This is a genomic window from Clostridium formicaceticum (genome assembly GCF_001854185.1).
Lineage (GTDB): Bacteria > Bacillota > Clostridia > Peptostreptococcales > Natronincolaceae > Andreesenella > Andreesenella formicacetica.
On the sequence record NZ_CP017603.1, the window covers coordinates 1596267 to 1620932 of the forward strand.

Genomic DNA, 24666 nt, shown 5'->3' on the forward strand with positions numbered 1-24666 from the left:
ATATGCATAAAAAATTGCAGCCGAATTTATGCTTCTTCCACTTCCCACATTTCATAGAGCTCATTAATTTTTTCCTTAATCTTTACTGTTTCTTGATGCACTTCTTTGCTTTTATCAGGATTGGAATAGACTTCTTCCTGACACATAAAAGCTTCTAGTTGCGAGAGTTTTTCTTCTAAGGTCATGATTTCTTCTTCAATTTTTTCACGTTTTTTTGACAGCTGACGTATTCTATCACGTTCCTCTTTTTCTTTACGACGCTCTTCTTTTAATTGCGTTTTTGTTTTGGTTTGTATATCTTCCTCTTCTGTGAACTGTTCTTTCTTCTTTTCCACATAGTAATCATAGTTGCCCAAAAAGACTTCTACCCCGCTACAGCTTAAATCGATAATTCTAGTAGCTACGCGATTTAAAAAATAGCGATCATGAGAAATAACAAAAATCGTGCCATCATATTGTAAAAGCGCCTCTTCTAATACTTCTTTAGAATCAATATCTAGATGATTTGTGGGTTCGTCTAATAGTAAAAGATTTGCTTTAGATAAAATTAATTTTAGTAAAGACAGGCGGGCTTTTTCACCCCCACTCAAAGTAGATATTATTTTAAATACGTCTTCTCCTTGAAACAAAAATGAGCCCAGCAATGTTCGTACTTCTGTTTGATCCATATAGATATGATCGTTCCAAATTTCATCAATGATGCTTTTGTTAGGATGCAAACCTTCTTGTTCTTGATCATAATAGCCCATATGGACATTATGACCTAAACGAAAATTTCCTGCTGTAGCATGAAGTTTGTTTAATAGGATCTTAAATAGCGTAGATTTTCCTACACCATTAGCGCCAATCAGTGCTACTCTTTCTCCACGATAGATATCAAAGCTTATGTCTTGAAATAATACTGTATCGCCAAAGGATTTGCTAAGATTTTCGACATGCAGTATGTCATTGCCGCTTTGTATGGCTGCATGAAACTGCATTTTTGCTTTGCCACGCTGGCTTGGAGGGGGAAGAATTTCTTCTATTTTAGTCAATTGTTTTTCTTTGCTTTTAGCACGATTTATTAACTTCTCTGTACCATGTTGACGAAGTCGTCGAATGATATCTTTTTGTCGTGTAATTTCTTTTTGCTGTTCTGTATACTCTTTTAGCTGTTGTTCTCTTATGATTTGCTTTTTTTTCGTAAAGGCTGTATAATTACCGTTATAGCTCTCTAATTGACAATTTTCTATCTCCATAACACGATTTACTAATTGATCTAGGAAATATCTGTCATGGGAAATAATGAGGATGGTTCCAGGGTAATCCTTAAGAAATCCTTCTAACCATTCCACTGCTTCTATATCCAAGTGATTGGTGGGTTCATCTAGCATTAAGACATCTGGTTTTGATAGTAGGAGTTTAGCTAGTGAGACACGGGTTTTTTGTCCACCGCTAAGTTGTAGAACTGGTTGTTGGAACTCCTCTTCAGTAAAGCCCAAACCCCGTAAAACGCCCCTGACTTCACTACGAAAACCATAGCCATTTCTTTGGTTAAATTCATCTAACATGATGGCATATTGCTGCATATGCGTGTCTAGTGCTTGACTTGGATTATTTCCTAATTCTGCAATTTTATGTTCTAAAGTTCTTAACTTTTCCTCCATTTCCACTAGGTCAGAAAATACAGTCATTACCTCTTCGTAGACAGTATGAGGGGGATTTAAAATATTGTTTTGCTCTAAGTAACCAACCCTGGTAGATTTGGCTATATACAACTCACCGTCGTCATAGGGGAGCTGCTGGCAAAGAATCTTAAAAAGAGTAGACTTCCCAGCACCATTGATACCGACTAAAGCGACTTTTTCTCCTTTGTTGATACTAAAGGTAATATTTCTGATAATTACATCAACGCCAAAAAATTTTGATATATTATTACAGGATAATACAATCATTTTTATAGTGTCCTCCCAAAATTATTGCTATTATTGAAAAAGAGTTTTTTTACTCCATTAATGTATTTGCAATTAATTTATATTTTATTAATAGTTTAGCAAAAAAAGTGGGAATAATAAAGACAAACCTATAGGTAGCCTAAATAGCCTAGTGGAAAATGATTGTTAAAAATTTGTTTAATAAAAGATTTACACAAAAATTTTTTTTTGTTATAATACACTAATATAGAGGGGATTGCTTGTTGTGAGCTTATTACGAGATATGTGGATAGAGAGATTCATTTACATATAGAAAAATCTGTAATTTGTTGTTTTATGGGTGTTACAGTACTAAAAATTAATAGTGGGAGACGATTGCATGGCAAAAAATAATAAAAATATATCAATGGCGGTGATACGTAGGTTACCTAAATACCACAGATATTTAAAAGAATTGTTAGACAAAGAGGTTTACAGAATTTCTTCCAAAGAACTAAGTGTTATGATGGGATTTACTGCTTCTCAAATACGACAAGACCTAAATAACTTTGGTGGCTTTGGTCAACAGGGATATGGTTACAATGTAGAGGAGCTTTACAGAGAAATTCAAAAGATCTTAGGATTAACAATTACTTATAGGACCGTGATTATAGGATCTGGGAATTTAGGTCAAGCTATTGCCAACTATACGAATTTTCAAAAGTATGGTTTTAAGTTATTGGCGTTATTTGATACGAATCCAAAACTAATTGGTATGAAAATTAGAGATGTACCTGTATTTGATATTGATGAACTGCAAGAGTTCATTGAGCAAAAACAGGTAGATATAGGTATTATTTGTACCCCTAAAGAGTTTGCTCAAGATATAGCAAATAAACTTGTGAAGACAGGTGTGTCTGCTATTTGGAACTTTGCTCCAGTAGATCTTAAGGTTCCAGAACATGTTATTATTGAAAATGTACATCTAAGTGATAGTTTATTTATTCTATCTTATTTGTTGAGTAATCAAGAAAATTTTTAAAAAGATGATGAAATAAAGTGACATAAAATCCCTAATAAATTTATGGGAGGAAGGTCGCTTTTATTTTATTCATGTGAAAAGTAAAAGATAGAAGGAATGTTAATAAATTAACAATAGAAGGTATGCTTTTAAGAAATAAATTTCTTATAGATAATATATATAAAAGGCAAACGTTTGGAATAATATTTTTTCTATAAAATTGTAATTTAAAAGGTGATGGGATGAGAAATTATTATGTTGAAATTAATGAATACCTACAGAAACTAGTCAAAAACACTATTTTTTATGATAGAAAGGGGATTTGTTTTAGCGTAGGAATGTTGTCAATAACAGATTTGCTGATATTGAAAGCATTGGGGGATGAAAAAGAAAAGAAGATGTACGAAATTATTGATGATTTGGGAATAGACCGTAATGTTTTTGCAACCATTATCAATAAATTACAACAACAGCAATTCATTATGAAAACAAAGTCTAAAAGAGATAAAAGGGTTCAAATTTTAAGTTTAACAGAAAAAGGACAAGATGTTTTCCGTGAAATAACCAGTAAAGAGAAAGAAATTATTTTTTCTCTATTAAACGATTTTTCTTTTAATGAAGAAAAAGCAGTACTAAAGTTTTTAGTAAAACTAGATATGTTGCGCAAAGAAAAAAATAAAACTTTGGAAGAAACACCATGAAAAAAAGTGGCAGTATAACATATACGCTACCACTTTTTTAAATCGTTTTTAAAATTACTTTTGAGCAGGTGCATCTACAGGACATACATTAGCACAAGCACCACAGTCAATACATCCTTCAGCGTCGATTACATATGTGTCTTCACCAGCTGAAATAACATCTACTGGACACTCTGGTTCACATGCCCCACAATTAATACAAGCATCACTAATTACATAAGCCATGATCAGTTCCTCCTCTTTTAATATGTATATTTTGTTTTCCTACAATTAGTATTATATCAAGGAGAAAATAATATAATCAACAAATAAATAAAATTTTTGGACAAAATCAGCAAAATATAATGATTTTCATTTTAAATGCGCTTCTGTATAAAATAAATAAATTGTGCTAAAATAAGTAGAAGTATTAATTAGGGGGTTCAGTTTATGAGGGTAGTTGTGTTGGTGGGACCTAGTGGTACTGGTAAGAGTTACCAGGCAGTTCATCTGTCAAAGACTAAAAAAATTAACTATATTATTGATGATGGTCTGCTGATCAAAGGGAATAAAGTGGTGGCAGGCTATTCTGCTAAAAGAGAAAAGTCAAAAATGGCTGCTGTAAAAAGAGCCTTATTTCTAGCTGAAATTCATCGTGAAGAAGTGAAAAAGGCATTGAACAAAGAAAAACCTGAAGGAATTTTGGTTTTAGGTACTTCAGAAAAAATGGTGAATGCCATCGTAGAAGCTTTGGAGCTTGGAGAGATTACAGAAAAAGTTTTTATACAGGATATTGTTACAGAAGAAGAAATTAAGTTAGCTAAAAAAATTAGAAAAAAAGAAGGAAAACACGTTATTCCCGTGCCTACTTTTGAAATAAAAAAAGATTTTTCTGGATATTTTTTAAACCCATTAAGGGTTTTGAAAAAGCTAGGAAAGGGAGATTATCAGGAGCTAGAGGAAAAATCTGTTGTAAGGCCCACCTTTAGTTATATGGGTAAATACACGATTTCCGACAGAGTTATTAGGGATCTTATATTTTACACTGCCAACAAGATCATTGGTGTTTATAAGGTGGAGAATGTAGATATTGTTAATACCCACGGAGGATTAATTATTGAGTTGGAAGTTAAAATTCTTTATGGTAATCCAATTAGACCTTTGATGGAAAGATTGCAGGAACAAGTAAAGCATGAGGTGGAAGAAATGACTTCTTTCAATATCATAGCGGTTGATGTAGCTGTAAAAAGTTTAGTAATATCCTAGCAGGCTGTTTACAATCAAAACGAGGGTATGTTATAATGCAAATGAAGGTCATGAAAAGGATTTCATGGGTTTCCTATACCTCTCTGAAGCAAGCATTCTCAAGTCAAGGGAAAAGCCTTTCAAAATGCTACGCCAGATTTTTTATCACCCTAAAAAATATTTTTAAGGAGGACTTAGAAACATGGGAGAGAAGCACATTAATGTATTTGAAACAGCACAACAACAGGTAAGACAGGCATGCGATAAGTTAGGTGCAGATCCGGCGGTATATGAGATACTGAAAAATCCAATGAGGGTATTGGAAGTAGCCATCCCTGTTAAAATGGATGATGGCACAGTAAAGAGTTTCATTGGCTATAGATCGCAACATAATGATGCTGTTGGTCCCTTCAAAGGTGGCGTGAGATTTCATCCGGATGTAACGATGGACGAAGTAAAAGCGCTTTCTACATGGATGACCTTCAAATGTGGTGTAGTAGGTATTCCTTATGGTGGTGGTAAGGGTGGTATTGTTGTAGACCCATCAGAGTTATCTCAAGGGGAATTGGAAAGGTTATCCAGGGGTTTTGCAAGAGCTATTTCTCCAATTATTGGAGAGAGGGTGGATATTCCGGCTCCTGATGTAAACACAAATGGTCAAATCATGGCCTGGATGGTAGATGAATATCATAAAGCTACTGGTAGATTTGAGCCAGGTGTACTTACAGGAAAGCCTGTAAACTTCTATGGTTCTTTAGCAAGAACAGAAGCTACAGGATATGGCGCAGCAATCATGGCAAGAGATGCTGCTAAAAAAATAGGCATGTCATTACAAGGAGCAACAGTTGCTATTCAGGGCTTTGGCAATGTTGGTAGCTATGCTGCCGTATATATCGAAGAGATGGGAGCAAAGGTAGTAGCTGTTTCCGATGCATCTTGTTGTCTTGTGAAGGAAGATGGACTAGATATTCCAGCACTAGTAGAATATACAAAAGCTAACAAGTTGATAAAAGGGTTTCCTGCTGCCCAAAAAGAGCTGGATAGAAATCAATTGGTTACAATGGATGTGGATATTCTTATACCTTGTGCCCTAGAAAATCAGATTACAGCAGAAAATGCAGGAAATATTAAGGCAAAAATCATTAGTGAAGGGGCAAATGGTCCTACCACGCTTGAAGCGGATAAAATACTTGATGAAAAAGGTATTGTTTTAGTACCGGATATCTTAGCAAATGCTGGTGGTGTTACAGTATCTTACTTTGAGTGGGTACAAAACTTGATGAGATATACATGGACATTCGAAGAAGTCCAAGAAAAACAAGAGCAGCTTATGGTAAAAGCCTTTGAAGAAATTTGGGGCTTAAAAGAAGAGCACGGAGTAAATATGAGGGTGGCAGCTTATATGATGTCCATCAAGCGTGTTGCCGATGCTATGAAATTAAGAGGTTGGTACTAAGTATATATAGACTGATTTACCTCGAGTTCCTGTAAGAACTCGAGGTTTTTGCAAAGGATAAGTATTTCTAAGAAAAAACTTGGCCTCATGTCTAATGAAGGAAGAAATAAAAAAATCACTAGACTTGCAGGAAAATCTATTATATAATGTTCGAAAAAAGGTAGAAAATTCAGACAACAAATAACAGCGTAAGATTTTTGAGCCAATGTATGGAAACAATTCCTTTAAAATAGTGTGAAGTAAGAGGAAGAGGGGGAAATTATGGCGGCTAATTACAAAGCGTTGACGGAAGATACTGCAATGGAGTATGTGAAAAAAAATTTAGACATTTTTTCTGAAGAGGCTGTTCTTCGATGTAAGGAAATTGGAGACGGCAACTTAAATCTAGTGTTTCGTGTTTGGGAAGAGATTTCCAGCAAAAGTATTATACTGAAACAGGCGCTACCCTATGCTAGAATTGTGGGAGAAGCAATGCCAGTAACACTGGATCGTGCTAGAATAGAAAGTGAGGCATTGATGTTGCAGGGAGAGTTATGTCCTGCTTTGACACCTAAAGTATATCGCTTTGATAGGGATCTATATCTGACCGTTATGGAGGACTTATCTGACCACATTATATTGAGGAAGGGCTTGATTGAGGGTAAAGAGTATCCTAACTTTGCAGAAAATATTGGAGAGTTTATGGCATATACACTTTTCTTTACTTCTGATTTGGGCATGGATCAGGTAAGGAAAAAACAATTACAAAAAAAATTTATTAATCCAGAGCTTTGTAAAATTACGGAGGATTTAGTATTCTCTGAGCCTTATTTCGATGCAGCAGGAAATAAGATCGAACCCCATCTATTGGATAGAGTAGAAGAAAATTGGAAAAATAAAGATCTTATTAAGGAAGTTGCTATCCTAAAGGAAGGTTTTATGACAAAAGCGCAGGCTTTGATTCATGGAGATCTGCACACTGGCAGCATTTTTGTAACGGAAAAAAGTACAAAAGTGATTGATCCAGAATTTGCATTTTATGGACCAATGGGCTTTGATATAGGCGCAATTATAGGAAATTTTATTTTAAATTATGCTGCACAGCCTGCCTATATGGAAAAAGATCAACAAAAACTACAACACTATAGAAGTTATCTATTAGAAAGTATAAGAAAGATATGGCAGGAGTTTTATAAGGAATTTATAGAATTATGGGAGATACATGTTAAAGCACCTATAGAATCCAGTAACTTATATAAAGAAGTCTATATGAGAAATTTGTTTGAAGATACATTAGGTTACGCTGGATGTAAAATGATTCGACGGATTTATGGATTAGCTGGTGTTGCGGATATTGACAATATTAAGGAGCTTGTAAAAAGAAGTAGAGCACAAATGCTAGCGCTAGATATTGGAGAAATGCTTATCTTAAAACGTAGAGAGATAAAGGATATTGATGAAGTTATAGAGAAAATAAAGTCTTTTGATTAGTTTTATAAAAACAATAAAACATAGGAAAACCCAGCAAATTTACCTATACAGATATAGTTAAATGTGCTGGGTATAATTGTAGAATATAAGTCTATAAGAAGGCGATGGTGGAGAAGCATGAGAGAAGAAATTTGTCAGATAGGTAAGCGAATGTATGATAGAGAGTTTGTAGCGGCTAACGATGGTAATATATCTGTTCGCATCTCAGAAAATGAAATATGGACTACCCCGACAGGAGTAAGTAAAGGTTTTATGACACCGGAGATGTTGGTAAAGGTAGATTTACAAGGAAAGGTATTGGAGGGGGATAGCAAGCCATCTTCTGAGCTAAAAATGCATTTAAAAGTATATGAAGAAAGGCCAGAAATCAAAGCAGTGGTGCATGCTCATCCCTTAACAGCAACAGTTTTGGCGGTGGCTGGAATCCCATTAGATCAGGCACTTCTGCCAGAGGCTATTGTTACATTAGGAACGGTACCTATAGCGCCGTATGCTACACCCTCTACAGAAGAGGTGCCAGAATCTATAGCTAGTTATTTGAAGGATCATAATGCAGTGTTACTGGAAAATCATGGAGCACTAACATGGGGAAGAGATATTTTAGAAGCCTACTATCGTATGGAAACCTTAGAGTTTTACGCAAAAATCATACTCACTACTAGAATGTTAGGTCAAGCCAATGAACTACCTTATGATAAGATAGCGGGTTTATTGAAAATCAGGGAAAGTATGGGAATTGTGGGCAACATACCATGGCCTAAAAAAAACTAAGATGATTTAGTTTCCACATCAGATCCAACCCCAGAGGAGCTAAAGGCGTTAGATGATGTTGATCCCCTGAGGATTAGAGATATAGAATTTACTTAAAGATTTAAGGATTTATGACTTTTTCTTTTTTTCTTCGAAGGCATAACAAGGTTTCCTTGAGGATTCAAAAACAGAAGCTGAGGGGAGCTGATAGGTTTTAAAACCGAAAAATTTGCAACCCTTTGGAAATTTTTTATCCCAAGTAATATGAAAATGTCTACACTTATAACAGTTGATAGGTTGTTGTTTCATAGATATCCCACATTTCTGTAAGCAGGGACAGACTTGTTATAAACATGCCATCCTTTGCTATGGTCTTTTAATTCCATGGTAACTAGAAAGCCTGAAAAAGTCAAGAAAGGACTTACTCATTCTTCTATCTTTGTGGTATGATATAGGAGAGAAAAGAAGCTAGGGGGTCATAGAGGCAATGAAGAAATATACCAAAGCCATTCTAGTTATATTGTTAATAGGCAGTATAGGGATCAATTTGATTTACTATAGAGATTTAAGAAATGCCAATGAAAAGATAAAACAAGCAAATACTGTTATAGCTTCTAATGTTGAAAGCAATATACGACAAAGTATTATGTATATACAAGAGTTAATCGAAGAACAGTCCCCAGAGGCACTGCAAAGTCTTGAAACATCTGTTGTGACTTTGGCTTTTGTATTCAATCATTGGGTTGATTTAAACCAATCTAGTGAAAACCCTAACGAAAGAATGCAAAGAGGACTCAGTGCAGTTGAAACCTTAAGAAACACAATTAGTCACCATTTAAGTAATCAATATAAGACAAACGAGCATCAATTGATGGTGTATGATATAGAGATGCTGGAAAGTATGAAGGAGCAGCTAAAAAGATTGTCATTAGCCTATCATAATATAGAGGATCATTTAGCAGAATCGAAAAACTCTGGCCCAAATGATGGAGGATTAATCCAAATTGCAAATAATATTGAGGAAATTAGCAGACTCTATAGACATAGTCAGTTACCGAATAAGCATCCTAAGTATATTTCCTATGAAGAGGCGGTAACTCTTGCTGAAAGTACAATACCTTTTCTAAAAGACGTGTTGTTGAAGCAAGAGAATCAGCAGGTGGTTATAAGGGATGGAATACATTACTATCAATTAAGCTATTACGATGATGATGATGAAGCTTATTTAATAGGGATAGATGCTATAAATGGTAACGTTAGAAACTACGAAGCCAAACAAAATATTTCTCAAGAAAAAAACCTATCTACAAAAGATGCGCTGAATATTGCAAAGAATTTTCTAAATAGATTGTATAAAGGAGAGATGAAGGAAGAAGTCTTTTACATGGAATCATCCGATAAAAAGGATGCGGTATACTCCTTTAGATTTACGCCTATAAGAGATGAAGTGCAAATTACGTCAGATGCTTATGTAATTAACATAGCTGCTAATTCAGGAAAAATTTTAAAATGTACCAATGATTTTACAGACACAAAACTAGGAGATTATAAGCAAGCAATAACAGAAGAAGAAGTGCAAGAGACCTATAGAGAAAGTTTTGGGGATATGGAGTACAACGGGTTAGCTATCATTAGGTCGTTTTATACCCGTTATCAACCTAAGCTAACCTATAGTTATAGAACGATACAAAATCAGCAGCAAGTAATGATGTTTATTGATGTAACGACGGGGATGCCGGTTTATGAAATGTATTATATATATCAACCTATTTTTTGATACACACTCTACCACTTCCGTATATAGAAGTGGTATCTTCATGGATAAGGTTTTCGCGTAAATATAGCCCTTAGTATATTGAAATTTAAGGGCGCACATCTATATACCTTTAGACTTGAACTTTAATATACAAGGAGGAGCTTGAGTAGATAATGCTCAGCAAAAATGGAGAGCATGGTGATTAGAGAATTGCAGCAAACAGAAAAAGGAATCTTTGATACACAAAAAGAAGGTTCGAAGGTTTTTGTTATAGAAAAGGAAGGGACAACCATAGGATATATTGAAATGCTCTATGACGAAGACCGCAGCCTTTTAAGAATATTAAACCTTTGGGTTTTGCCTCAGTACCAAAGGAAAGGTATCGCTAAAAAGCTAGTAAAAGCCTCTAAGGGATATGCAAGATTTGAAAAAGCAGAGGGAATTATCGTGGAAGTAAAAAGTGATAACAACCCTGCTATTGCATTTTTTCAAAAGGAGGACTTTAAAATTTGGTCTGAGGAAACATCAAAGGCAGAGGAAGAAAGAAGTGTTTTTCTAGGCTTTAGATTTGAGGATATTTATAGATAGCTCATATAAAACCTTAGAAAAATGATAGTAGCCATTGATTAAAATATAGAACCAGTTGAAAAAGAAGGAGAAAAATATGCAATTAGATATCCTCTATAAAGATAATGAAGTAATTCTAAAAAATATGCTAGACTTTGACCCAAAGCATATATTTGAATGTGGACAGTGTTTTCGATGGAATAAAGAAGAGGATGGAAGTTATACAGGAATTGCTTTTAAGAAGGTATTAAATATAAAAAAATCAGGTGGAGATATTATATTCCGTTATACGAATAAAGATGATTTTATAAAAATATGGATGAATTATTTTGACTTAAATACCGATTATAGTGAAATTAAGAAGAAGCTAAGTAAGAATGATGCTATTATGAAGGAAGCGATAAACTTCGGTGAAGGGATTAGAGTTTTGCGACAGGAACCGTGGGAAACGTTAGTGTCTTTTATTTTGTCGGCCAACAATAATATACCTAGAATAAAAAGGTCTATTGAATTGCTATGTGAAGGGTATGGGGAATACCTAGGAGCGTTTTATGGACAAAAAAGATATAGCTTTCCTGATGCGAAAACCATAGCGAATTTAAAGGCGGAAGAAATCACAGCCTGTAATACAGGCTATAGGGCTGCTTATATTGCCAAAACTGCAGCTATGGTTGTTGATGAACCTATGGCGTTGGAAAGAATAAAAGCTTTTGATATAGAAGTTTGTGAAAAAATGTTGATGCACTACCCAGGTGTAGGGCCCAAAGTTGCCCAATGTGTTCTGTTTTTTTGCATGAGCAAAATGGAGGCTTTTCCAGTAGATGTATGGATAAAAAGGGTGATGGAGTACTTTTATTTTCACCAGGAAACAACGGTGGAGGTAATTCAGCAGTTTGCTAAGAAAAAGTATGGAAGGTATGCAGGTTTTGCACAGCAATATTTATTTTATTATGCTAGAGAATTAGGCTTGGGAAAAAAATAGCATAAGAAATTGAATTTTAAAAGAAAAATTAGAGGGAAACGGGGGAACTAAGGATGTTGGGAACAATTGTAAACACAATAGCGATTGCTTGTGGAGGGCTGTTGGGGGTTTTGCTAAGAAAGGGTATTCCTGAACATTATAAAACGACGATTATGCAGGGGATTGGTCTTAGTGTACTTGTAATAGGTTTAATGGGGGCGTTTAAGAGCGGTAACATTCTTGTAGTGATATTCAGTATTGTAGTAGGAAGTATCATTGGAGAGAAGATAAAAATTGCTACGAAGTTAGATGAAATGGGACTTTGGATCGAAGGAAAAATGGGTAAAGGGCACGGATCTGTTGCCAAAGGCTTTGTAACTGCAAGTCTTGTTTACTGTGTAGGAGCGATGGCCATTGTGGGCTCTTTAGAAAGTGGATTGACGGGAAACCACCAGACTCTATATGCAAAATCCCTGCTTGATGGGATTTCTTCTGTTATTTTTGCCTCTACGCTAGGTATTGGTGTTGTTTTTTCTGCTGCGGCTGTTTTTATTTATCAAGGAATCATCACGATAACAGCAGGAGCTGTAAAGTATCTTTTAGTAGAGGCAGTGATACAGGAAATGTCGGCTATAGGGGGACTGCTTATTGTGGGGATTGCCTTCAATATCTTAGAAATCAAGCGAATTTCCGTTGCCAACATGTTGCCGGCAATATTCTTACCGATTGTCTATCAATTGTTACAACCATTACTTCTTAGTATTACTACAATTTTACAGAACATTTTTTAAAAAGCGATGTGATGCTGCTTTTTAAAAAGTAGCATCAGTACTTACTTAATAAATTCCGCTACAATTCAGTGGGACTAAAACCTCGCCCTGCGTGAAGTCTCATTTTATAAAAATGTATATAAATCAACAAAAAAGAATGAAAAAATGTAAAAAACTTAGATAAATAGTAATAATAAACAATAAATGGTTATAATAACAAATAGCGAAGTTTGCCTGGAAAAATGCTTTTATATAATATTATAAATGTAATTAGCACTCCTTAAAGATGAGTGCTAACAGAAAGTTAGGCAAATCTATTTTAAAATAAAAAATTTTGTTAAGGAGGTTAAATTATGAATATTAAACCATTAGGTGACAGAGTTGTTATTAAAAAAGTGGAAGCTGAGGAAACAACAAAAAGTGGTATTGTTTTACCAGGAAGCGCTAAAGAACAACCACAAATGGCGGAAGTTGTGGCTGTAGGTCCTGGAGGTGTAGTAGAAGGTAAGGAAATTACAATGGAAGTAAAGCCAGGAGATAAAGTAATTTTCTCAAAATATGCAGGAACAGAAGTAAAGTATGATGGTGTTGAATACACGATCTTAAGACAAAATGATATTTTAGCTATTGTTGAATAAACGAGAGAAGAATACATAATAAGAGAAAAAACAAAAAGATTCGAGGAGGGTATTACAATGGCAAAAGAAATTAAATTCAGTGAAAACGCTAGACGTGCGTTAGAATCAGGTGTAAATAAGCTTGCTGACACTGTAAAGGTAACATTAGGGCCAAAGGGAAGAAATGTTGTTATCGATAAAAAGTTTGGATCACCACTAATTACAAATGATGGTGTTACGATTGCTAGAGAAATCGAACTAGAAGATCCTTATGAAAATATGGGAGCTCAGTTAGTGAAAGAAGTTGCTACAAAAACAAATGATGTGGCTGGAGATGGAACTACCACAGCTACACTTTTAGCACAAGCGATTATCAGAGAAGGTATTAAGAATGTAGCAGCTGGAGCAAACCCTATGATCTTAAAAAAAGGTATAGAAAAGGCTGTAACTGCAGCAGTAGCTGAATTAAAAAATATTTCTAAAGCAGTAGAGGGTAAAGAAGCTATTGGGCAAGTAGGTGCTATTTCTGCTGGTGATGAAGAAATCGGAAAATTAATCGCGGATGCTATGGAAAAAGTAGGTAAAGATGGCGTTATTACTGTAGAAGAATCTAAGTCTATGGGAACTACTTTAGATGTAGTAGAAGGTATGCAATTTGATAGAGGATACTTATCTCCATACATGGTTACAGATACAGAAAAAATGGAGGCAGTGCTAAGCGATCCTTATGTTTTAATTACAGATAAAAAGATTGCCAACATTCAAGAAATCCTACCGGTATTAGAGCAGATTGTACAGCAAGGTAAAAAGCTATTAATTATTGCTGAAGATGTTGAAGGTGAAGCCTTAGCTACATTAGTTGTAAACAAATTAAGAGGTACTTTTGAGTGTGTAGCTGTAAAAGCGCCAGGCTTTGGTGATAGAAGAAAAGCTATGTTAGAAGATATCGCTATCTTAACTGGCGGTACAGTGATCTCTGAAGAATTAGGTTATGAATTAAAATCTGTTACAATTGATATGCTAGGAACAGCTAGAACTGTTAAGGTAGATAAAGAAAACACAACTATTGTAGAAGGTAGTGGTGATGAAAAAGCCATTAAGGATAGAGTACATCAAATAAAAGTACAAATCGAAGAAACAACCTCTGAATTTGATAAAGAAAAACTTCAAGAAAGATTAGCAAAATTATCTGGTGGTGTAGCTGTAATCCAAGTGGGTGCTGCTACAGAGACAGAATTAAAAGAAAGAAAACTTAGAATTGAAGATGCACTAAATGCTACAAGAGCTGCTGTAGAAGAAGGTATTGTACCTGGTGGTGGTACAGCATTAGCAAATGTTACTTCAGCTGTAGAAGCCTTATTAGACACTGTTGAAGGCGACGAAAAGACAGGTGTTAAAATCATCAGAAGAGCATTAGAAGAGCCTGTAAGACAAATTGCAGAAAATGCAGGACTTGAAGGTTCTGTGATCGTAGAAAAAGTAATGAACTCAGAAAAAGGTGTAGGCTTTGATGCATTAAACGAAAAGTATATCAATATGTTTGAAGCGGGTATTGTAGATCCAACAAAGGTAACAAGATCTGCATTACAAAACGCAGCATCTGTTTCAGCGATGTTATTAACAACTGAAGCTGCAATCGTGGATGTTAAGGAAGATGAGCCAGCAATGCCTCCAGGAATGGGTGGCGGCATGCCAATGATGTAGTTTAATATTGCTAAAGGGAGTAAGGTTTTTCTTACTCCCTTATTTATTGTGCGCCAGCATGGGCGTCTTAGCAATATACGGAAGGGTAGAAAGGACTTTTGTGCTGGAAATAATTAGAAAATTTTAAAAATTTAAAATATTTTTAAAATAGTATTGTTAATTTTCAAAAAACTTGGTATACTATAGATAAGATCCTTCCCGAGCAGGTTATACCAAAAGCTTTATCATAAGTGTTTGTAGTACAGTAAAAATATAGAAATAAGAATTTTCAAACTTTGCATGAAGGACCGCAATATAGTTTTAGGTGTAAATAGTAAGGTGTAAGGATAAAAAAGTATTATCGCAATAGTGTACAAGGAAGCTTTAAGAAATGATTTTGTAGGTTGAAGGGTAATATAAGCAATCAAATGGAAGAGGTTCAAAAGATAAGACGACAAGCATCTACCAGTGAGATTTGGAGATGACTTAATTTCAAGGCTATAAACTCGTTGGTAAATAACATGGAAAGGAATAAAATGGAAGAATTGATTGAAGAAGTGTTTCAAAAATCTGCTGAGAAGGATTCTAAAAACTAACAAACCAGGTATTCAACGTATTGAAAACCTGGTCTGTTAGTTTTTTGCTGCTATGGTTATTTTAATTCTGTTTTCATCTGATTATATTTTGTTTTAGCGTTTTGAACATCTTGAGATTGTGCTTGCTTTATTTGATACCAGCCTCTTTTCTGCATTGCATCGAAGATTTGGTATTCAATTTGTTGTGCATCGTTTAGACATTGTGTTAAATGCTGTCTCAGATTTTGGCAAGAGGCTTCAGTAATACCAACATTGTAAGCAGAGGTTACTTGTTTTTCAGAAGCCAATAAATCGTTCATTAACTCTTTTTCGGTAAAGCTGGCTTGGTGGTTTGTATTCATACAATGATCCTCCTTGAAATAGATTTAAGGTTATAGGCATACGTCTGTAAGTTTGAATTTTAATGTTCGGGGTCTATGGTTTCGCCTTAGCTAAAAACCTAACCAAAAACTGAAAATGTAGTCCTTAGTATATTAAAACTTATAGGCACATTTCCATATGATGATTATTGATGTGTGTTTAAATAATTTAACAATTCATTGTAATGCTGCTTGTGTTTTTGTGCTGCTTGCTGACATAAGTTTTTTAGCTCAGTGTCTGTACAATATCCAGCATAGGTGGCAAATTTTTTGTTCATCATAGCTTCATAGTTCAATTGATCTTCTAATATTTTTAGATTATTAGCATCTAGCTGTGGTGATGTTTGATTGTTCATATTAGTATTCATCAATGCAACCTCCTTAAATATGTAAAGTGACATCTTTTCCTACATTATTATTGGATAAAATCAAAAAAATATAGGTGGAAAATAAATGTAATAATAAAAACTCATATTCCTATGGGGGGTTGAACTTGCATAAAGGCATTCAAGAAAAATTAGAAAAAGAAAAAAAATTCATGTATAATAAATAAAAAGGAAAAACTATCTATATGGAATCATAGTAAGAAAGTAACAAGGAGGCTTCAGCATGATTTATAGAGAGTATGGTACCACGGGGAAAAAAGTCTCTGTGATTGGCTTTGGTGGAATGCGGTTTGGTAAAGATGAAGATTATGCTGTAGAAGTAGTGCGAAGAGCTAATGCTTTAGGAATCAATTACTTTGATACAGCTCACCTTTATTGCGATGGGCGTAGTGAGGCAATTTTCGGTAAGGCTTTTAAAAGTATGCCAAAAGAATTTTATATTTCTACGAAAACTATGTTGAGAATCGACCCTGATGCAGATGCTGTTAGAAGAAGAATAGAAAACTCTTTAAAGCAGTTGGCGGTAGAGAAAATCAACTTTTTCCATATGTGGTGTATTACAGACTTAGAACAATATAAGAAAATTATGGCGCCTGGAGGTCCTTATGAAGGAGCCTTGAAGGCGAAGGAAGAAGGCTTAATTGATCACCTCGTGTTTTCTACCCATTGTAAGGGAGAAGATATTCGTAAAATTATTGAAGACAAGGTTTTTGAAGGGGTGTTATTAGGTTACAATGTGATTAACCATCCTTTTCGCCAAGAAGGTATCAAAGCAGCCCTTCAGCATAAGGTAGGTGTTGTAACCATGAATCCTTTAGGAGGAGGATTGATTCCTCAGAATCATGAGTATTTCGACTTCATAAGACAATATGAGAATGAATCAGTGAATCAAGCGGCTTTGAGGTTTAATGGGGCAGAAGATGGTATAACAGTAGTTTTGGCAGGGATGGGAACATTAGAAGAGGTGGAAGAAAATATAAAGACTTTAGAGCATCCTTTAGCTTTTTCGGAAGAAAAACGTGAAGAAATTAAAAGAAAAATTGTTAAAGATATGGACTCTCTGTGCACAGGCTGTCAATACTGTATTAGATGTCCTAAAAAAATACAGATTCATCATTACTTACAGGCTTATAACTTAAAAATTTTAAAAGATAAAGAAACAATGAAAAAGCAAGTTGATTGGCTGAAACAGGCGGGTAGGATTAAAGAAAATGATCCTATTGCAGCCGACTGTATAGCCTGTGGTAAATGTGAAGATTTATGTACACAAAAGTTGCCTATTATAGAGAGGTTACAGGAGATCGCTGCATTATAATATTATGTTCATTTTCAGTTGATAAGCGTTGTTGCAATACTTTCAAATCCTTTCGCTTAATATATTTAATTTTTTCTCAAAACAGCTGAAAAATTGCACGAGTCAAGTATGTAAGTTAAGAAACATGATTTTTAAATTTAACAAGGGGTGTATGAGGAATGGAATTTAATTTAAAGGTTGGTATGTCTTATAAGGCAGAATTACAAGTTGAATTAAAGGACACAGCGGTATCATTGGGAAGTGGTAGTGTAAAAGTACTAGCTACACCAAGGATGATTGCTTTGATGGAAAATGCAGCATTAAATGCGGTAGATGCCGATTTGCCTGAAGGTTACTCAACAGTGGGAACCCATTTGGATGCAAAACATATGGCTGCTACGCCGATTGGCATGAAGGTTTATGCGGAGGCTGAGTTGGTTAAAATAGAGGGTAAAAAACTGACTTTTAACGTTGTTGCCTACGATGAAAAGGATAAGATAGGAGAAGGAACCCATACAAGATATGTTATTGCGGTGGATTCATTTATAGAGAAAACCAATCAAAAGCTAAATGGCTAGAAATACGAACAAAATCGCAAAAAATGGCAAAATAATTCTTGACATTTGTCGAATCATTTGTTAACTTATATATAATTAACAACTCAATAAAAACAACACTCATATAATATCGGTAATATGGATCGATAGTTTCTACCATTGGGACCGTAAATCCCTGGACTATGGGTGAAGTTATTATATTACGGTGGGGCTGTATGGAGAGGATTTCTGTGTGGTTTTGCTGAGTTTTATATATTTTGTAAAATCCGTATAATAATTTCACTCTTTTGAGAGAGTAATTATATACGGGTTTCTCTTTATCTATTATATTATTTCAACAAAGGAGGGTTTACCCCATGGAGGATAAAATTGTAAAAGAAGGCTTAACCTTTGATGATGTCTTGTTGATTCCTGCTAAGTCTGAAATTTTACCAAATCAAGTGGATTTATCTACTTATCTTACGAAGACAATAAAGCTAAACATTCCTTTAATGAGTGCCGGTATGGATACAGTAACAGAAGGTAAAATGGCAATTTCAATGGCTAGAGAAGGTGGCATCGGTATTATTCATAAAAATATGTCCATAGAAGAACAGGCACTAGAGGTGGACAAGGTAAAACGAAGTGAGCATGGGGTTATTGTGGATCCCTTCTTTTTATCACCGGAACATGCTGTTTCTGATGCTTTAGAATTGATGGAGCGATATCATATCTCTGGCGTACCTATCACTGTAAAAGGAAAACTTGTGGGTATTATTACGAATCGTGATATTCGTTTTGAAACCAACTACGATAGAAATATCACTGAAGTAATGACGAAGGACAATCTGATTACTGCAAAAGAGGGCATTACTATGGAGGAAGCCCAAAAAATATTGATGGCAAATAAGATTGAAAAGCTACCTATTGTAGATGGCGACGGCATGCTAAAGGGATTAATCACCATAAAAGATATCGAAAAATCTATAAAATATCCTAATTCTGCTAAGGATCAAAAGGGAAGATTATTGGTTGGAGCGGCTGTAGGCATTACCAAAGATATGATGGAGCGGATAGAAGCCTTGTACAAAGCAAAGGTAGATGTCATCGTAGTAGATACTGCTCATGGCCATTCTAAAGGGGTTATCGAGGCGGTAAAGAAAATCAAAAACCAATATCCTGAGCTGCAATTGATAGCAGGAAACGTAGCTACTGCTGAAGCAACTGTAGCATTGATTGAAGCTGGTGTAGACGCTGTTAAAGTAGGGATTGGTCCAGGATCTATCTGTACTACAAGGGTCGTAGCAGGTATAGGCGTTCCACAAATTACAGCCGTATATGACTGTGCAAAGGCTGCTAAAGCCTATGACATCCCTGTCATTGCTGACGGTGGTATAAAGTATTCTGGAGATATTCCAAAGGCTATTGCTGTAGGTGCTAATGTTGTGATGATCGGTTCTTTATTTGCAGGGACAGAAGAAAGCCCTGGAGAAACAGTGATTTATAAAGGAAGAAGCTTTAAAACTTATCGAGGTATGGGATCTATTGGGGCGATGGAAAAGGGAAGTAAGGATCGTTATTTCCAGGAAGACAATAAGAAGCTAGTGCCAGAAGGCGTAGAAGGAAAAGTGCCTTATAAAGGACCTTTAAAGGATACAGTACTCCAACTAATAGGTGGACTAAAGGCAGGTATGGGTTATTGTGGTACTGGTAGCATCAAGGATTTACAGGAAAATGGCAAATTTATTAGAATTACAGGAGCTGGATTAAGAGAGAGTCATCCCCATGATATCATTATTACAAAAGAAGCACCAAACTATAGCGTAGGAGAATAAAGACGAGAGGATGAATAGCATGAATAATGAACTAGTCCTGATTCTAGATTTCGGTGGACAGTATAATCAATTAATCGCTAGACGGGTTAGAGAATGCAATGTATACTGTGAAGTTGTGCCCTATAAAATAACGATAGATGAGGTTAAAGCCAAAAATCCCAAAGGCATTATCTTTACAGGAGGACCTGCCAGTGTTTATGGAGAAAAATCTCCAAAATGCGATGAAGGCATTTTTAAATTAGGTATTCCTGTGCTGGGAATCTGCTACGGCGGTCAGCTAATGGCTGAAGTTTTAGGCGGTAAAGTAAACGCTGCTGAAAAAAGAGAATATGGAAAAACCGCTCTAAATTTAAAGAATAATTCTTCATTATTTAAAGATATAGCACAAAATAGTATTTGCTGGATGAGTCATACAGACTTTATTGAAAAAGCACCAGAAAACTTTGTTATTACAGCTACTACAGCGGATTGTCCTGTGGCGGCTATGGAAAATAAAGAGAAAAAGCTCTATGCTGTTCAATTTCATCCAGAGGTAGAACATACAGAGTCTGGAAAAGAAATGATTAAGAACTTCTTATATGAAGTATGTGACTGTGAAGGAACTTGGACCACCGAAAACTATATAGAAGAAGAAATAGAAATTGTTAAAAACGTGGTAGGAGATAAAAAAGTATTATGCGCTTTATCTGGAGGTGTAGATTCTTCTGTAGCGGCAGTATTGATTCACAAAGCAGTAGGAGATAATTTAACCTGTGTTTTTGTAGATCATGGACTGCTGCGCAAAGAGGAAGGAGACCAAGTAGAGGAGATCTTTAAAAACAAGTTTAAAATGAACTTTATACGGGTAAATGCAAAAGATCGCTTCCTTGGAAAGCTAGCGGGTGTATCGGACCCTGAAAGAAAACGAAAAATCATTGGTGAAGAGTTTATTCGTCTTTTTGAGGAGGAAGCTAGGAAGTTGGGACAAATTGATTATCTGGTACAGGGCACCCTTTATCCAGATATCATAGAGAGTGGTACAGAGACGGCTTCTGTTATCAAAAGTCATCACAATGTAGGCGGACTTCCTGAGGATATGCAGTTTGAACTGATAGAGCCCTTTAAGTACTTGTTTAAAGATGAAGTAAGAGCTGTTGGTACACAGTTAGGTCTTCCAGAAGAAGTTGTGTGGAGGCAACCTTTCCCAGGGCCTGGGCTGGCTGTTCGTGTTTTAGGAGAAATTACAGAGGAAAAGCTGTACATTGTTCGAGAAGCAGACGCAATTGTTCGGGAAGAAATCAAAAAAGCTGGCTTAGATCGAGAAATATGGCAGTACTTTGCAGTATTGCCAGGTATCAAAAGTGTAGGTGTTATGGGGGATGAAAGAACCTATGCTCACACGGTAGGTATTCGTGCCATCACCAGCTCTGATGCCATGACAGCAGATTGGGCGAGGATTCCCTTTGATGTATTAGAAAGAATGTCCAATAGAATTGTAAATGAGGTACAGGGAGTAAACCGTATTGTTTATGACATCACCTCCAAGCCACCATCAACAGTGGAGTGGGAATAAGGTCGGTGGATTTCCACCAAGAAATACAACGCAAAAGTACCTGCTGTAATTTGTGCACAGGTACTTTTGTATTTATTCGACATAAAAAGAGAGATCATATCTGCAAATATCATTGTAAAAAATGTAAAACCTAGTAGGTTCTAGAATTCATAGTGAGACCACATACTGATAATTTTTACAGTTTGTATGTCTTCGATCACTTCATAGACAAGCCGATGTTGAATATTGATTCTACGGGAATATGCGCCTTGCAAATCACCTTGAAGTTTTTCGTATGGCGGTGGTGACTGATAAGGATTTTCTCGTAAAATATCAATGAGTGCTTTGGTTTTGCTGTCCAGTTTGCTTGCTTTCAGCTTGGGAATATCCTTTAAAGCCTTTTTATCATAAAAGATGGAATACATTACCATTGAACCTCGTTTTCAGGAACACACTCATCAATAGGGGTTTTTAAGCCTTCCATGATACGTTCGCGCATGTTTGGAATCAAGCAGAGATAAAGTGTTTCCATTAAGCCGTTATAATCATCTTCACTGATAATGACTGCATTTCCTTCTTTAGTACTGATGTTGATAGGCTCATTGTATTTTATTGTTTGTTCTAGCATGCTAAACAGATTTTTTCTGAAATTAGTGATATTTGTATTAATCATGATGGATACCTCCAATCTATCTTATATGTACATTATAATGTACATATAAGATGTTGTCAATATTTACATATGCAATAATGTACATAGTTATTCTTGATGTAAATTAAAAAGTTTTTTTATATTATTGTATCCTGATGACTTCATTTTGACTCCAATTTTTAGGCAAGTCATTTACTTCATCGAAAATAATGATAATACGAATACGAGAAATTGCTAAAAGTCAACAAAAAACATGAAATACAAATCTATCCTTATCGAATGGGTATAAGGTATGAAGGTATAAGATCAAAATAGGTGGTTTAGGTTTTGCTCTATTTTAGAGCTATCTAAACCACCTATTTTCATTTGTTGGTTTATCAACAATGGATAAAACAAAAAAACAATAGATTACTAAGATTTTTTACAAATATGATTCAGTTTCATCAAAACTAACGGTGACGTAGAATTTAGGATCTAAATATTTTTTTTGTTTAGTATTTCATATATAAGAAAAATTTGTAAAAATTAAGAGGAAAAAGTAAAAGATTGTAGAATATTATGAGAAGGTCAATGATGCTTATAAGCTACTATAGATACAACGTCTAAGGAGTGGGATAATGAAAAATAGCTTTATAAATAAAATAAACCTAGATAAAGCAAGTGATGCCATTAATCAAGCTAAGGAAAAAGGTGATTATTTTGTGTTTAGCCCTAAAACCGTATATGCAGTAGGGATAGTGTTTTGTCTTTTAATCGTTGGTATGGCCGTTTCTTTAACTATGCTGGCTACAGCCAGAAAATATAGCCCCATAGCCCATGTGGAGGAATTGATTGACATGGGGGATTATAAAAAGGCGGAGGAACTTAGCTATACAATGCTGTATAGTGAAGGGAGGCTATTGGGTTATTCAGAGGGAGCCCTATTGAGGATTGCAGGAGAATACGCCTCAAGGGGGAGACACAATGATGCCACAAGAGTCCTGGAAAGACTTCTTTCGGCTAGACCTGAGAGCTTTGCTGGTCGGACGGGATATGTTGTATCCTCCGCCCTAGCTGGTGATGCAATGGGTGCTATTAAGGGTGTGGCGGAGATACCTAATATAAATGCCTTTGTCCCGAATATAGGGACAATTGTTAGAGACTATTCCATTGGGAGAATAAGCAATACCAATCAATTGATAGAGCAGATTTTAAGGGGAATCTTTACTAAAAATTAAAATGTTTGGAGGTAGAATCCATGAGTATTTTCAACAGTGTTAAAGGAATTTTAGATGTTGTAGCCAACAATCAAATAACAGGTCAGTCGGGAACAATGATATGGAAGCATCCTAGTCCCGCAATTGTCTCTGGATCCAGGTTGATTGTTGGAGAATCCCAAGAGGCTATTCTAGTGAAAAGTGGAAAAATCATACATATCTTTGATACAGGAGCATATGAGCTGAATACACAAAACATGCCTTTTTTACAGGGTCTCTTAAATCTTCCCTTTGGTGGCAAAACACCTCATCCTGCAGAGATATGGTTTGTTAATAAATCCATCCAGATGGAGGTGCCTTGGGGGACCCCTTCACCTATTAAAGTGGAGGATAAAATCTATGAGGCTATTTTGGACATACGTTCCAATGGCTCTATAAGCTTCAAGGTAACAAATACTAGAAATTTATTTACAAACATTGCTGGTCAGGTTCCAAACTTTTCTTTGGAGGATCTGAAGAAAAAAACAAAAAGTATTGTAATAAGTAGGATAACCGATGTTTTGGTTAAATTCGTAATCAAAGAGAAAAAATCCTTTACAGAGCTGAATGGCCATTTGACGGAAATCGGTGGATTTATGGCCACTGCCTTAAGTGTTGAATTCCAGAGATATGGGCTAGAGATTGATGGTTGTTATATACAAAAAATAGAGCCTGTGGAAAATGAAAATTTAAGAGAGGTTATGGCTCTGAAGAAGGAGAAAAAGAGAAGAATGGACTTGGCTCAGGTACAGGCCTATGAAGAACAAACCATCGAAAACACAAGAATCCAAACCCAAAAACATAGAATGGCTGAGCTAGGCTATGACTATAGAACAGAGAAACAATTCGATGTTATTAAAACAGCCGCAGGGAATGCTGGCAATCCTATGATTGCTGGAGGCGTTGGCCTTGGTATCGGTATGGGATTAGGGAATGTAGCAGGACGACAGGTGGGGACCATGTCTGAAGAGCTTTTGAATAACGCAGATCAAGCCGAAGCAATGTCTCTAGCGGTTATGAAGCAGTCTAAGGGTCAAGTGGCAGCAACCTCAGAGGGTACCACCTGTCCAAACTGTGGAGAGGCATGTTCAAACAATGTAAAATTCTGCGCTAATTGTGGGTATTCCCTGAAGAAACAGTGCCTCCAATGTCGTAATACTATTGAAGGTGAGGTGAAGTTTTGTCCTGAATGCGGTAAAAAACTTCATTTTTGTCCCAACTGTCTAACCGACAATGAAGCTGGTGCAGAAACCTGCCAAAGGTGTGAGGCTGCACTGATTGAGAAGATGGTTTCATGTGGAGATTGTGGTTATGAGGTTATAAGTGGTACAAAATTTTGTCCCGAATGTGGAAAAAAGTTGATATAAGGGGGAG

The 24666-nt window shown here is 35.7% G+C and carries 24 protein-coding genes and 1 riboswitch; of the genes, 18 read left to right on the forward strand and 6 right to left on the reverse strand.

What is annotated here, in order from left to right; all coding sequences use genetic code 11:
- Positions 1-26: 26 nt before the first annotated feature.
- Positions 27-1934: an ABC-F family ATP-binding cassette domain-containing protein gene (locus BJL90_RS07395; RefSeq protein WP_070966025.1), complete on the reverse strand. Its 1908-nt coding sequence runs from the start codon at positions 1932-1934 to the stop codon at positions 27-29.
- 358 nt (positions 1935-2292) lie between these two features.
- Between BJL90_RS07395 and BJL90_RS07400 the strand changes: the two genes are divergently transcribed.
- Together BJL90_RS07400 and BJL90_RS07405 are read left to right on the forward strand one after the other, a co-directional pair.
- Positions 2293-2934, forward strand: coding sequence for a redox-sensing transcriptional repressor Rex (locus tag BJL90_RS07400; RefSeq protein WP_070966028.1), 642 nt, complete (start codon positions 2293-2295; stop codon positions 2932-2934).
- Between the two features lie 221 nt (positions 2935-3155).
- Positions 3156-3614, forward strand: a complete 459-nt coding sequence (locus BJL90_RS07405) for a MarR family winged helix-turn-helix transcriptional regulator (RefSeq protein WP_070966031.1) — start codon at positions 3156-3158, stop codon at positions 3612-3614.
- A 54-nt stretch (positions 3615-3668) separates the two neighbouring features.
- Here the strand turns inward: BJL90_RS07405 and BJL90_RS07410 are convergent, their stop codons facing one another.
- On the reverse strand, positions 3669-3839 hold the full coding sequence (locus BJL90_RS07410; protein WP_070966034.1) for a DUF362 domain-containing protein: 171 nt from the start codon (positions 3837-3839) through the stop codon (positions 3669-3671).
- A gap of 204 nt (positions 3840-4043) precedes the next feature.
- Between BJL90_RS07410 and BJL90_RS07415 the strand changes: the two genes are divergently transcribed.
- The 10 genes from BJL90_RS07415 (at position 4044) to groL (ending at position 14889) form a co-directional block, all read left to right on the forward strand.
- Complete coding sequence (locus tag BJL90_RS07415) at positions 4044-4859, forward strand: Asp23/Gls24 family envelope stress response protein (protein WP_070966037.1); 816 nt, start codon at positions 4044-4046, stop codon at positions 4857-4859.
- 181 nt (positions 4860-5040) lie between these two features.
- Positions 5041-6294, forward strand: a complete 1254-nt coding sequence (locus BJL90_RS07420) for a Glu/Leu/Phe/Val family dehydrogenase (protein WP_070966039.1) — start codon at positions 5041-5043, stop codon at positions 6292-6294.
- Between the two features lie 261 nt (positions 6295-6555).
- Positions 6556-7764 carry an S-methyl-5-thioribose kinase gene (mtnK, locus tag BJL90_RS07425; protein ID WP_070966042.1) on the forward strand — a complete coding sequence of 403 codons (1209 nt, stop codon included), beginning with the start codon at positions 6556-6558 and terminating at the stop codon, positions 7762-7764.
- 117 nt (positions 7765-7881) lie between these two features.
- Positions 7882-8535, forward strand: a complete 654-nt coding sequence (locus tag BJL90_RS07430; RefSeq protein WP_081561889.1) for a class II aldolase/adducin family protein — start codon at positions 7882-7884, stop codon at positions 8533-8535.
- A 466-nt stretch (positions 8536-9001) separates the two neighbouring features.
- Positions 9002-10291: a YcdB/YcdC domain-containing protein gene (locus BJL90_RS07435; RefSeq protein WP_070966045.1), complete on the forward strand. Its 1290-nt coding sequence runs from the start codon at positions 9002-9004 to the stop codon at positions 10289-10291.
- 165 nt (positions 10292-10456) lie between these two features.
- Positions 10457-10858, forward strand: coding sequence for a GNAT family N-acetyltransferase (locus BJL90_RS07440; RefSeq protein WP_070966048.1), 402 nt, complete (start codon positions 10457-10459; stop codon positions 10856-10858).
- 76 nt (positions 10859-10934) lie between these two features.
- A complete protein-coding gene (locus tag BJL90_RS07445; RefSeq protein ID WP_070966051.1) occupies positions 10935-11819 on the forward strand; it encodes a DNA-3-methyladenine glycosylase family protein in 885 nt (294 codons plus the stop codon).
- A gap of 53 nt (positions 11820-11872) precedes the next feature.
- Positions 11873-12589 carry a DUF554 domain-containing protein gene (locus BJL90_RS07450; RefSeq protein WP_070966054.1) on the forward strand — a complete coding sequence of 239 codons (717 nt, stop codon included), beginning with the start codon at positions 11873-11875 and terminating at the stop codon, positions 12587-12589.
- Between the two features lie 332 nt (positions 12590-12921).
- A complete protein-coding gene (groES, locus tag BJL90_RS07455; RefSeq protein WP_070966056.1) occupies positions 12922-13206 on the forward strand; it encodes a co-chaperone GroES in 285 nt (94 codons plus the stop codon).
- Positions 13207-13263: 57 nt separating this feature from the next.
- A complete protein-coding gene (groL, locus tag BJL90_RS07460; protein WP_070966059.1) occupies positions 13264-14889 on the forward strand; it encodes a chaperonin GroEL in 1626 nt (541 codons plus the stop codon).
- Positions 14890-15520: 631 nt separating this feature from the next.
- Here the strand turns inward: groL and BJL90_RS07465 are convergent.
- On the reverse strand, positions 15521-15805 hold the full coding sequence (locus BJL90_RS07465) for a spore coat protein (protein ID WP_070966062.1): 285 nt from the start codon (positions 15803-15805) through the stop codon (positions 15521-15523).
- 164 nt (positions 15806-15969) lie between these two features.
- Positions 15970-16191: a hypothetical protein gene (locus BJL90_RS07470; RefSeq protein ID WP_236905043.1), complete on the reverse strand. Its 222-nt coding sequence runs from the start codon at positions 16189-16191 to the stop codon at positions 15970-15972.
- Between the two features lie 241 nt (positions 16192-16432).
- On the opposite strand from BJL90_RS07470, the gene BJL90_RS07475 reads away from it, so the two are divergent.
- The 4 genes from BJL90_RS07475 (at position 16433) to guaA (ending at position 21426) form a co-directional block, all read left to right on the forward strand.
- Positions 16433-17524, forward strand: coding sequence for an aldo/keto reductase (locus BJL90_RS07475; RefSeq protein ID WP_070966065.1), 1092 nt, complete (start codon positions 16433-16435; stop codon positions 17522-17524).
- Positions 17525-17682: 158 nt separating this feature from the next.
- Positions 17683-18081 (forward strand): thioesterase family protein, encoded by a 399-nt coding sequence (locus tag BJL90_RS07480; protein ID WP_070966069.1) that lies wholly within the window; start codon positions 17683-17685, stop codon positions 18079-18081.
- 79 nt (positions 18082-18160) lie between these two features.
- Positions 18161-18263: riboswitch (purine riboswitch) on the forward strand.
- A 153-nt stretch (positions 18264-18416) separates the two neighbouring features.
- Positions 18417-19874, forward strand: coding sequence for an IMP dehydrogenase (gene guaB / locus BJL90_RS07485; RefSeq protein WP_070966073.1), 1458 nt, complete (start codon positions 18417-18419; stop codon positions 19872-19874).
- Positions 19875-19893: 19 nt separating this feature from the next.
- Complete coding sequence (gene guaA / locus BJL90_RS07490; protein ID WP_070966075.1) at positions 19894-21426, forward strand: glutamine-hydrolyzing GMP synthase; 1533 nt, start codon at positions 19894-19896, stop codon at positions 21424-21426.
- A gap of 140 nt (positions 21427-21566) precedes the next feature.
- On the opposite strand, the gene BJL90_RS07495 is transcribed toward guaA, so the two are convergent.
- Both BJL90_RS07495 and BJL90_RS07500 read right to left on the reverse strand, forming a co-directional pair.
- A complete protein-coding gene (locus BJL90_RS07495) occupies positions 21567-21830 on the reverse strand; it encodes a Txe/YoeB family addiction module toxin (protein ID WP_070966078.1) in 264 nt (87 codons plus the stop codon).
- Positions 21830-22078, reverse strand: a complete 249-nt coding sequence (locus BJL90_RS07500) for a type II toxin-antitoxin system Phd/YefM family antitoxin (protein ID WP_070966081.1) — start codon at positions 22076-22078, stop codon at positions 21830-21832. The genes BJL90_RS07495 and BJL90_RS07500 overlap by 1 nt, the downstream gene beginning before the upstream one ends.
- Before the next feature lie 596 nt (positions 22079-22674).
- Here BJL90_RS07500 and BJL90_RS07505 point away from each other — a divergent pair.
- Both BJL90_RS07505 and BJL90_RS07510 read left to right on the forward strand, forming a co-directional pair.
- A complete protein-coding gene (locus BJL90_RS07505; RefSeq protein WP_070966083.1) occupies positions 22675-23274 on the forward strand; it encodes a hypothetical protein in 600 nt (199 codons plus the stop codon).
- 20 nt (positions 23275-23294) lie between these two features.
- On the forward strand, positions 23295-24659 hold the full coding sequence (locus BJL90_RS07510; RefSeq protein WP_070966086.1) for an SPFH domain-containing protein: 1365 nt from the start codon (positions 23295-23297) through the stop codon (positions 24657-24659).
- Positions 24660-24666: the final 7 nt, after the last annotated feature.

Excerpts from the sequence above, each read along its gene's own strand:
- BJL90_RS07395 (WP_070966025.1), bottom strand. The coding sequence starts at position 1,934 with ATGATTGTATTATCCTGTAATAATATATCAAAATTTTTTGGCGTTGAT.
- BJL90_RS07400 (WP_070966028.1), top strand. The coding sequence starts at position 2,293 with ATGGCAAAAAATAATAAAAATATATCAATGGCGGTGATACGTAGGTTA.
- BJL90_RS07405 (WP_070966031.1), top strand. The coding sequence starts at position 3,156 with ATGAGAAATTATTATGTTGAAATTAATGAATACCTACAGAAACTAGTC.
- BJL90_RS07410 (WP_070966034.1), bottom strand. The coding sequence starts at position 3,839 with ATGGCTTATGTAATTAGTGATGCTTGTATTAATTGTGGGGCATGTGAA.
- BJL90_RS07415 (WP_070966037.1), top strand. The coding sequence starts at position 4,044 with ATGAGGGTAGTTGTGTTGGTGGGACCTAGTGGTACTGGTAAGAGTTAC.
- BJL90_RS07420 (WP_070966039.1), top strand. The coding sequence starts at position 5,041 with ATGGGAGAGAAGCACATTAATGTATTTGAAACAGCACAACAACAGGTA.
- mtnK (WP_070966042.1), top strand. The coding sequence starts at position 6,556 with ATGGCGGCTAATTACAAAGCGTTGACGGAAGATACTGCAATGGAGTAT.
- BJL90_RS07430 (WP_081561889.1), top strand. The coding sequence starts at position 7,882 with ATGAGAGAAGAAATTTGTCAGATAGGTAAGCGAATGTATGATAGAGAG.
- BJL90_RS07435 (WP_070966045.1), top strand. The coding sequence starts at position 9,002 with ATGAAGAAATATACCAAAGCCATTCTAGTTATATTGTTAATAGGCAGT.
- BJL90_RS07440 (WP_070966048.1), top strand. The coding sequence starts at position 10,457 with ATGGAGAGCATGGTGATTAGAGAATTGCAGCAAACAGAAAAAGGAATC.
- BJL90_RS07445 (WP_070966051.1), top strand. The coding sequence starts at position 10,935 with ATGCAATTAGATATCCTCTATAAAGATAATGAAGTAATTCTAAAAAAT.
- BJL90_RS07450 (WP_070966054.1), top strand. The coding sequence starts at position 11,873 with ATGTTGGGAACAATTGTAAACACAATAGCGATTGCTTGTGGAGGGCTG.
- groES (WP_070966056.1), top strand. The coding sequence starts at position 12,922 with ATGAATATTAAACCATTAGGTGACAGAGTTGTTATTAAAAAAGTGGAA.
- groL (WP_070966059.1), top strand. The coding sequence starts at position 13,264 with ATGGCAAAAGAAATTAAATTCAGTGAAAACGCTAGACGTGCGTTAGAA.
- BJL90_RS07465 (WP_070966062.1), bottom strand. The coding sequence starts at position 15,805 with ATGAATACAAACCACCAAGCCAGCTTTACCGAAAAAGAGTTAATGAAC.
- BJL90_RS07470 (WP_236905043.1), bottom strand. The coding sequence starts at position 16,191 with ATGAATACTAATATGAACAATCAAACATCACCACAGCTAGATGCTAAT.
- BJL90_RS07475 (WP_070966065.1), top strand. The coding sequence starts at position 16,433 with ATGATTTATAGAGAGTATGGTACCACGGGGAAAAAAGTCTCTGTGATT.
- BJL90_RS07480 (WP_070966069.1), top strand. The coding sequence starts at position 17,683 with ATGGAATTTAATTTAAAGGTTGGTATGTCTTATAAGGCAGAATTACAA.
- guaB (WP_070966073.1), top strand. The coding sequence starts at position 18,417 with ATGGAGGATAAAATTGTAAAAGAAGGCTTAACCTTTGATGATGTCTTG.
- guaA (WP_070966075.1), top strand. The coding sequence starts at position 19,894 with ATGAATAATGAACTAGTCCTGATTCTAGATTTCGGTGGACAGTATAAT.
- BJL90_RS07495 (WP_070966078.1), bottom strand. The coding sequence starts at position 21,830 with ATGTATTCCATCTTTTATGATAAAAAGGCTTTAAAGGATATTCCCAAG.
- BJL90_RS07500 (WP_070966081.1), bottom strand. The coding sequence starts at position 22,078 with ATGATTAATACAAATATCACTAATTTCAGAAAAAATCTGTTTAGCATG.
- BJL90_RS07505 (WP_070966083.1), top strand. The coding sequence starts at position 22,675 with ATGAAAAATAGCTTTATAAATAAAATAAACCTAGATAAAGCAAGTGAT.
- BJL90_RS07510 (WP_070966086.1), top strand. The coding sequence starts at position 23,295 with ATGAGTATTTTCAACAGTGTTAAAGGAATTTTAGATGTTGTAGCCAAC.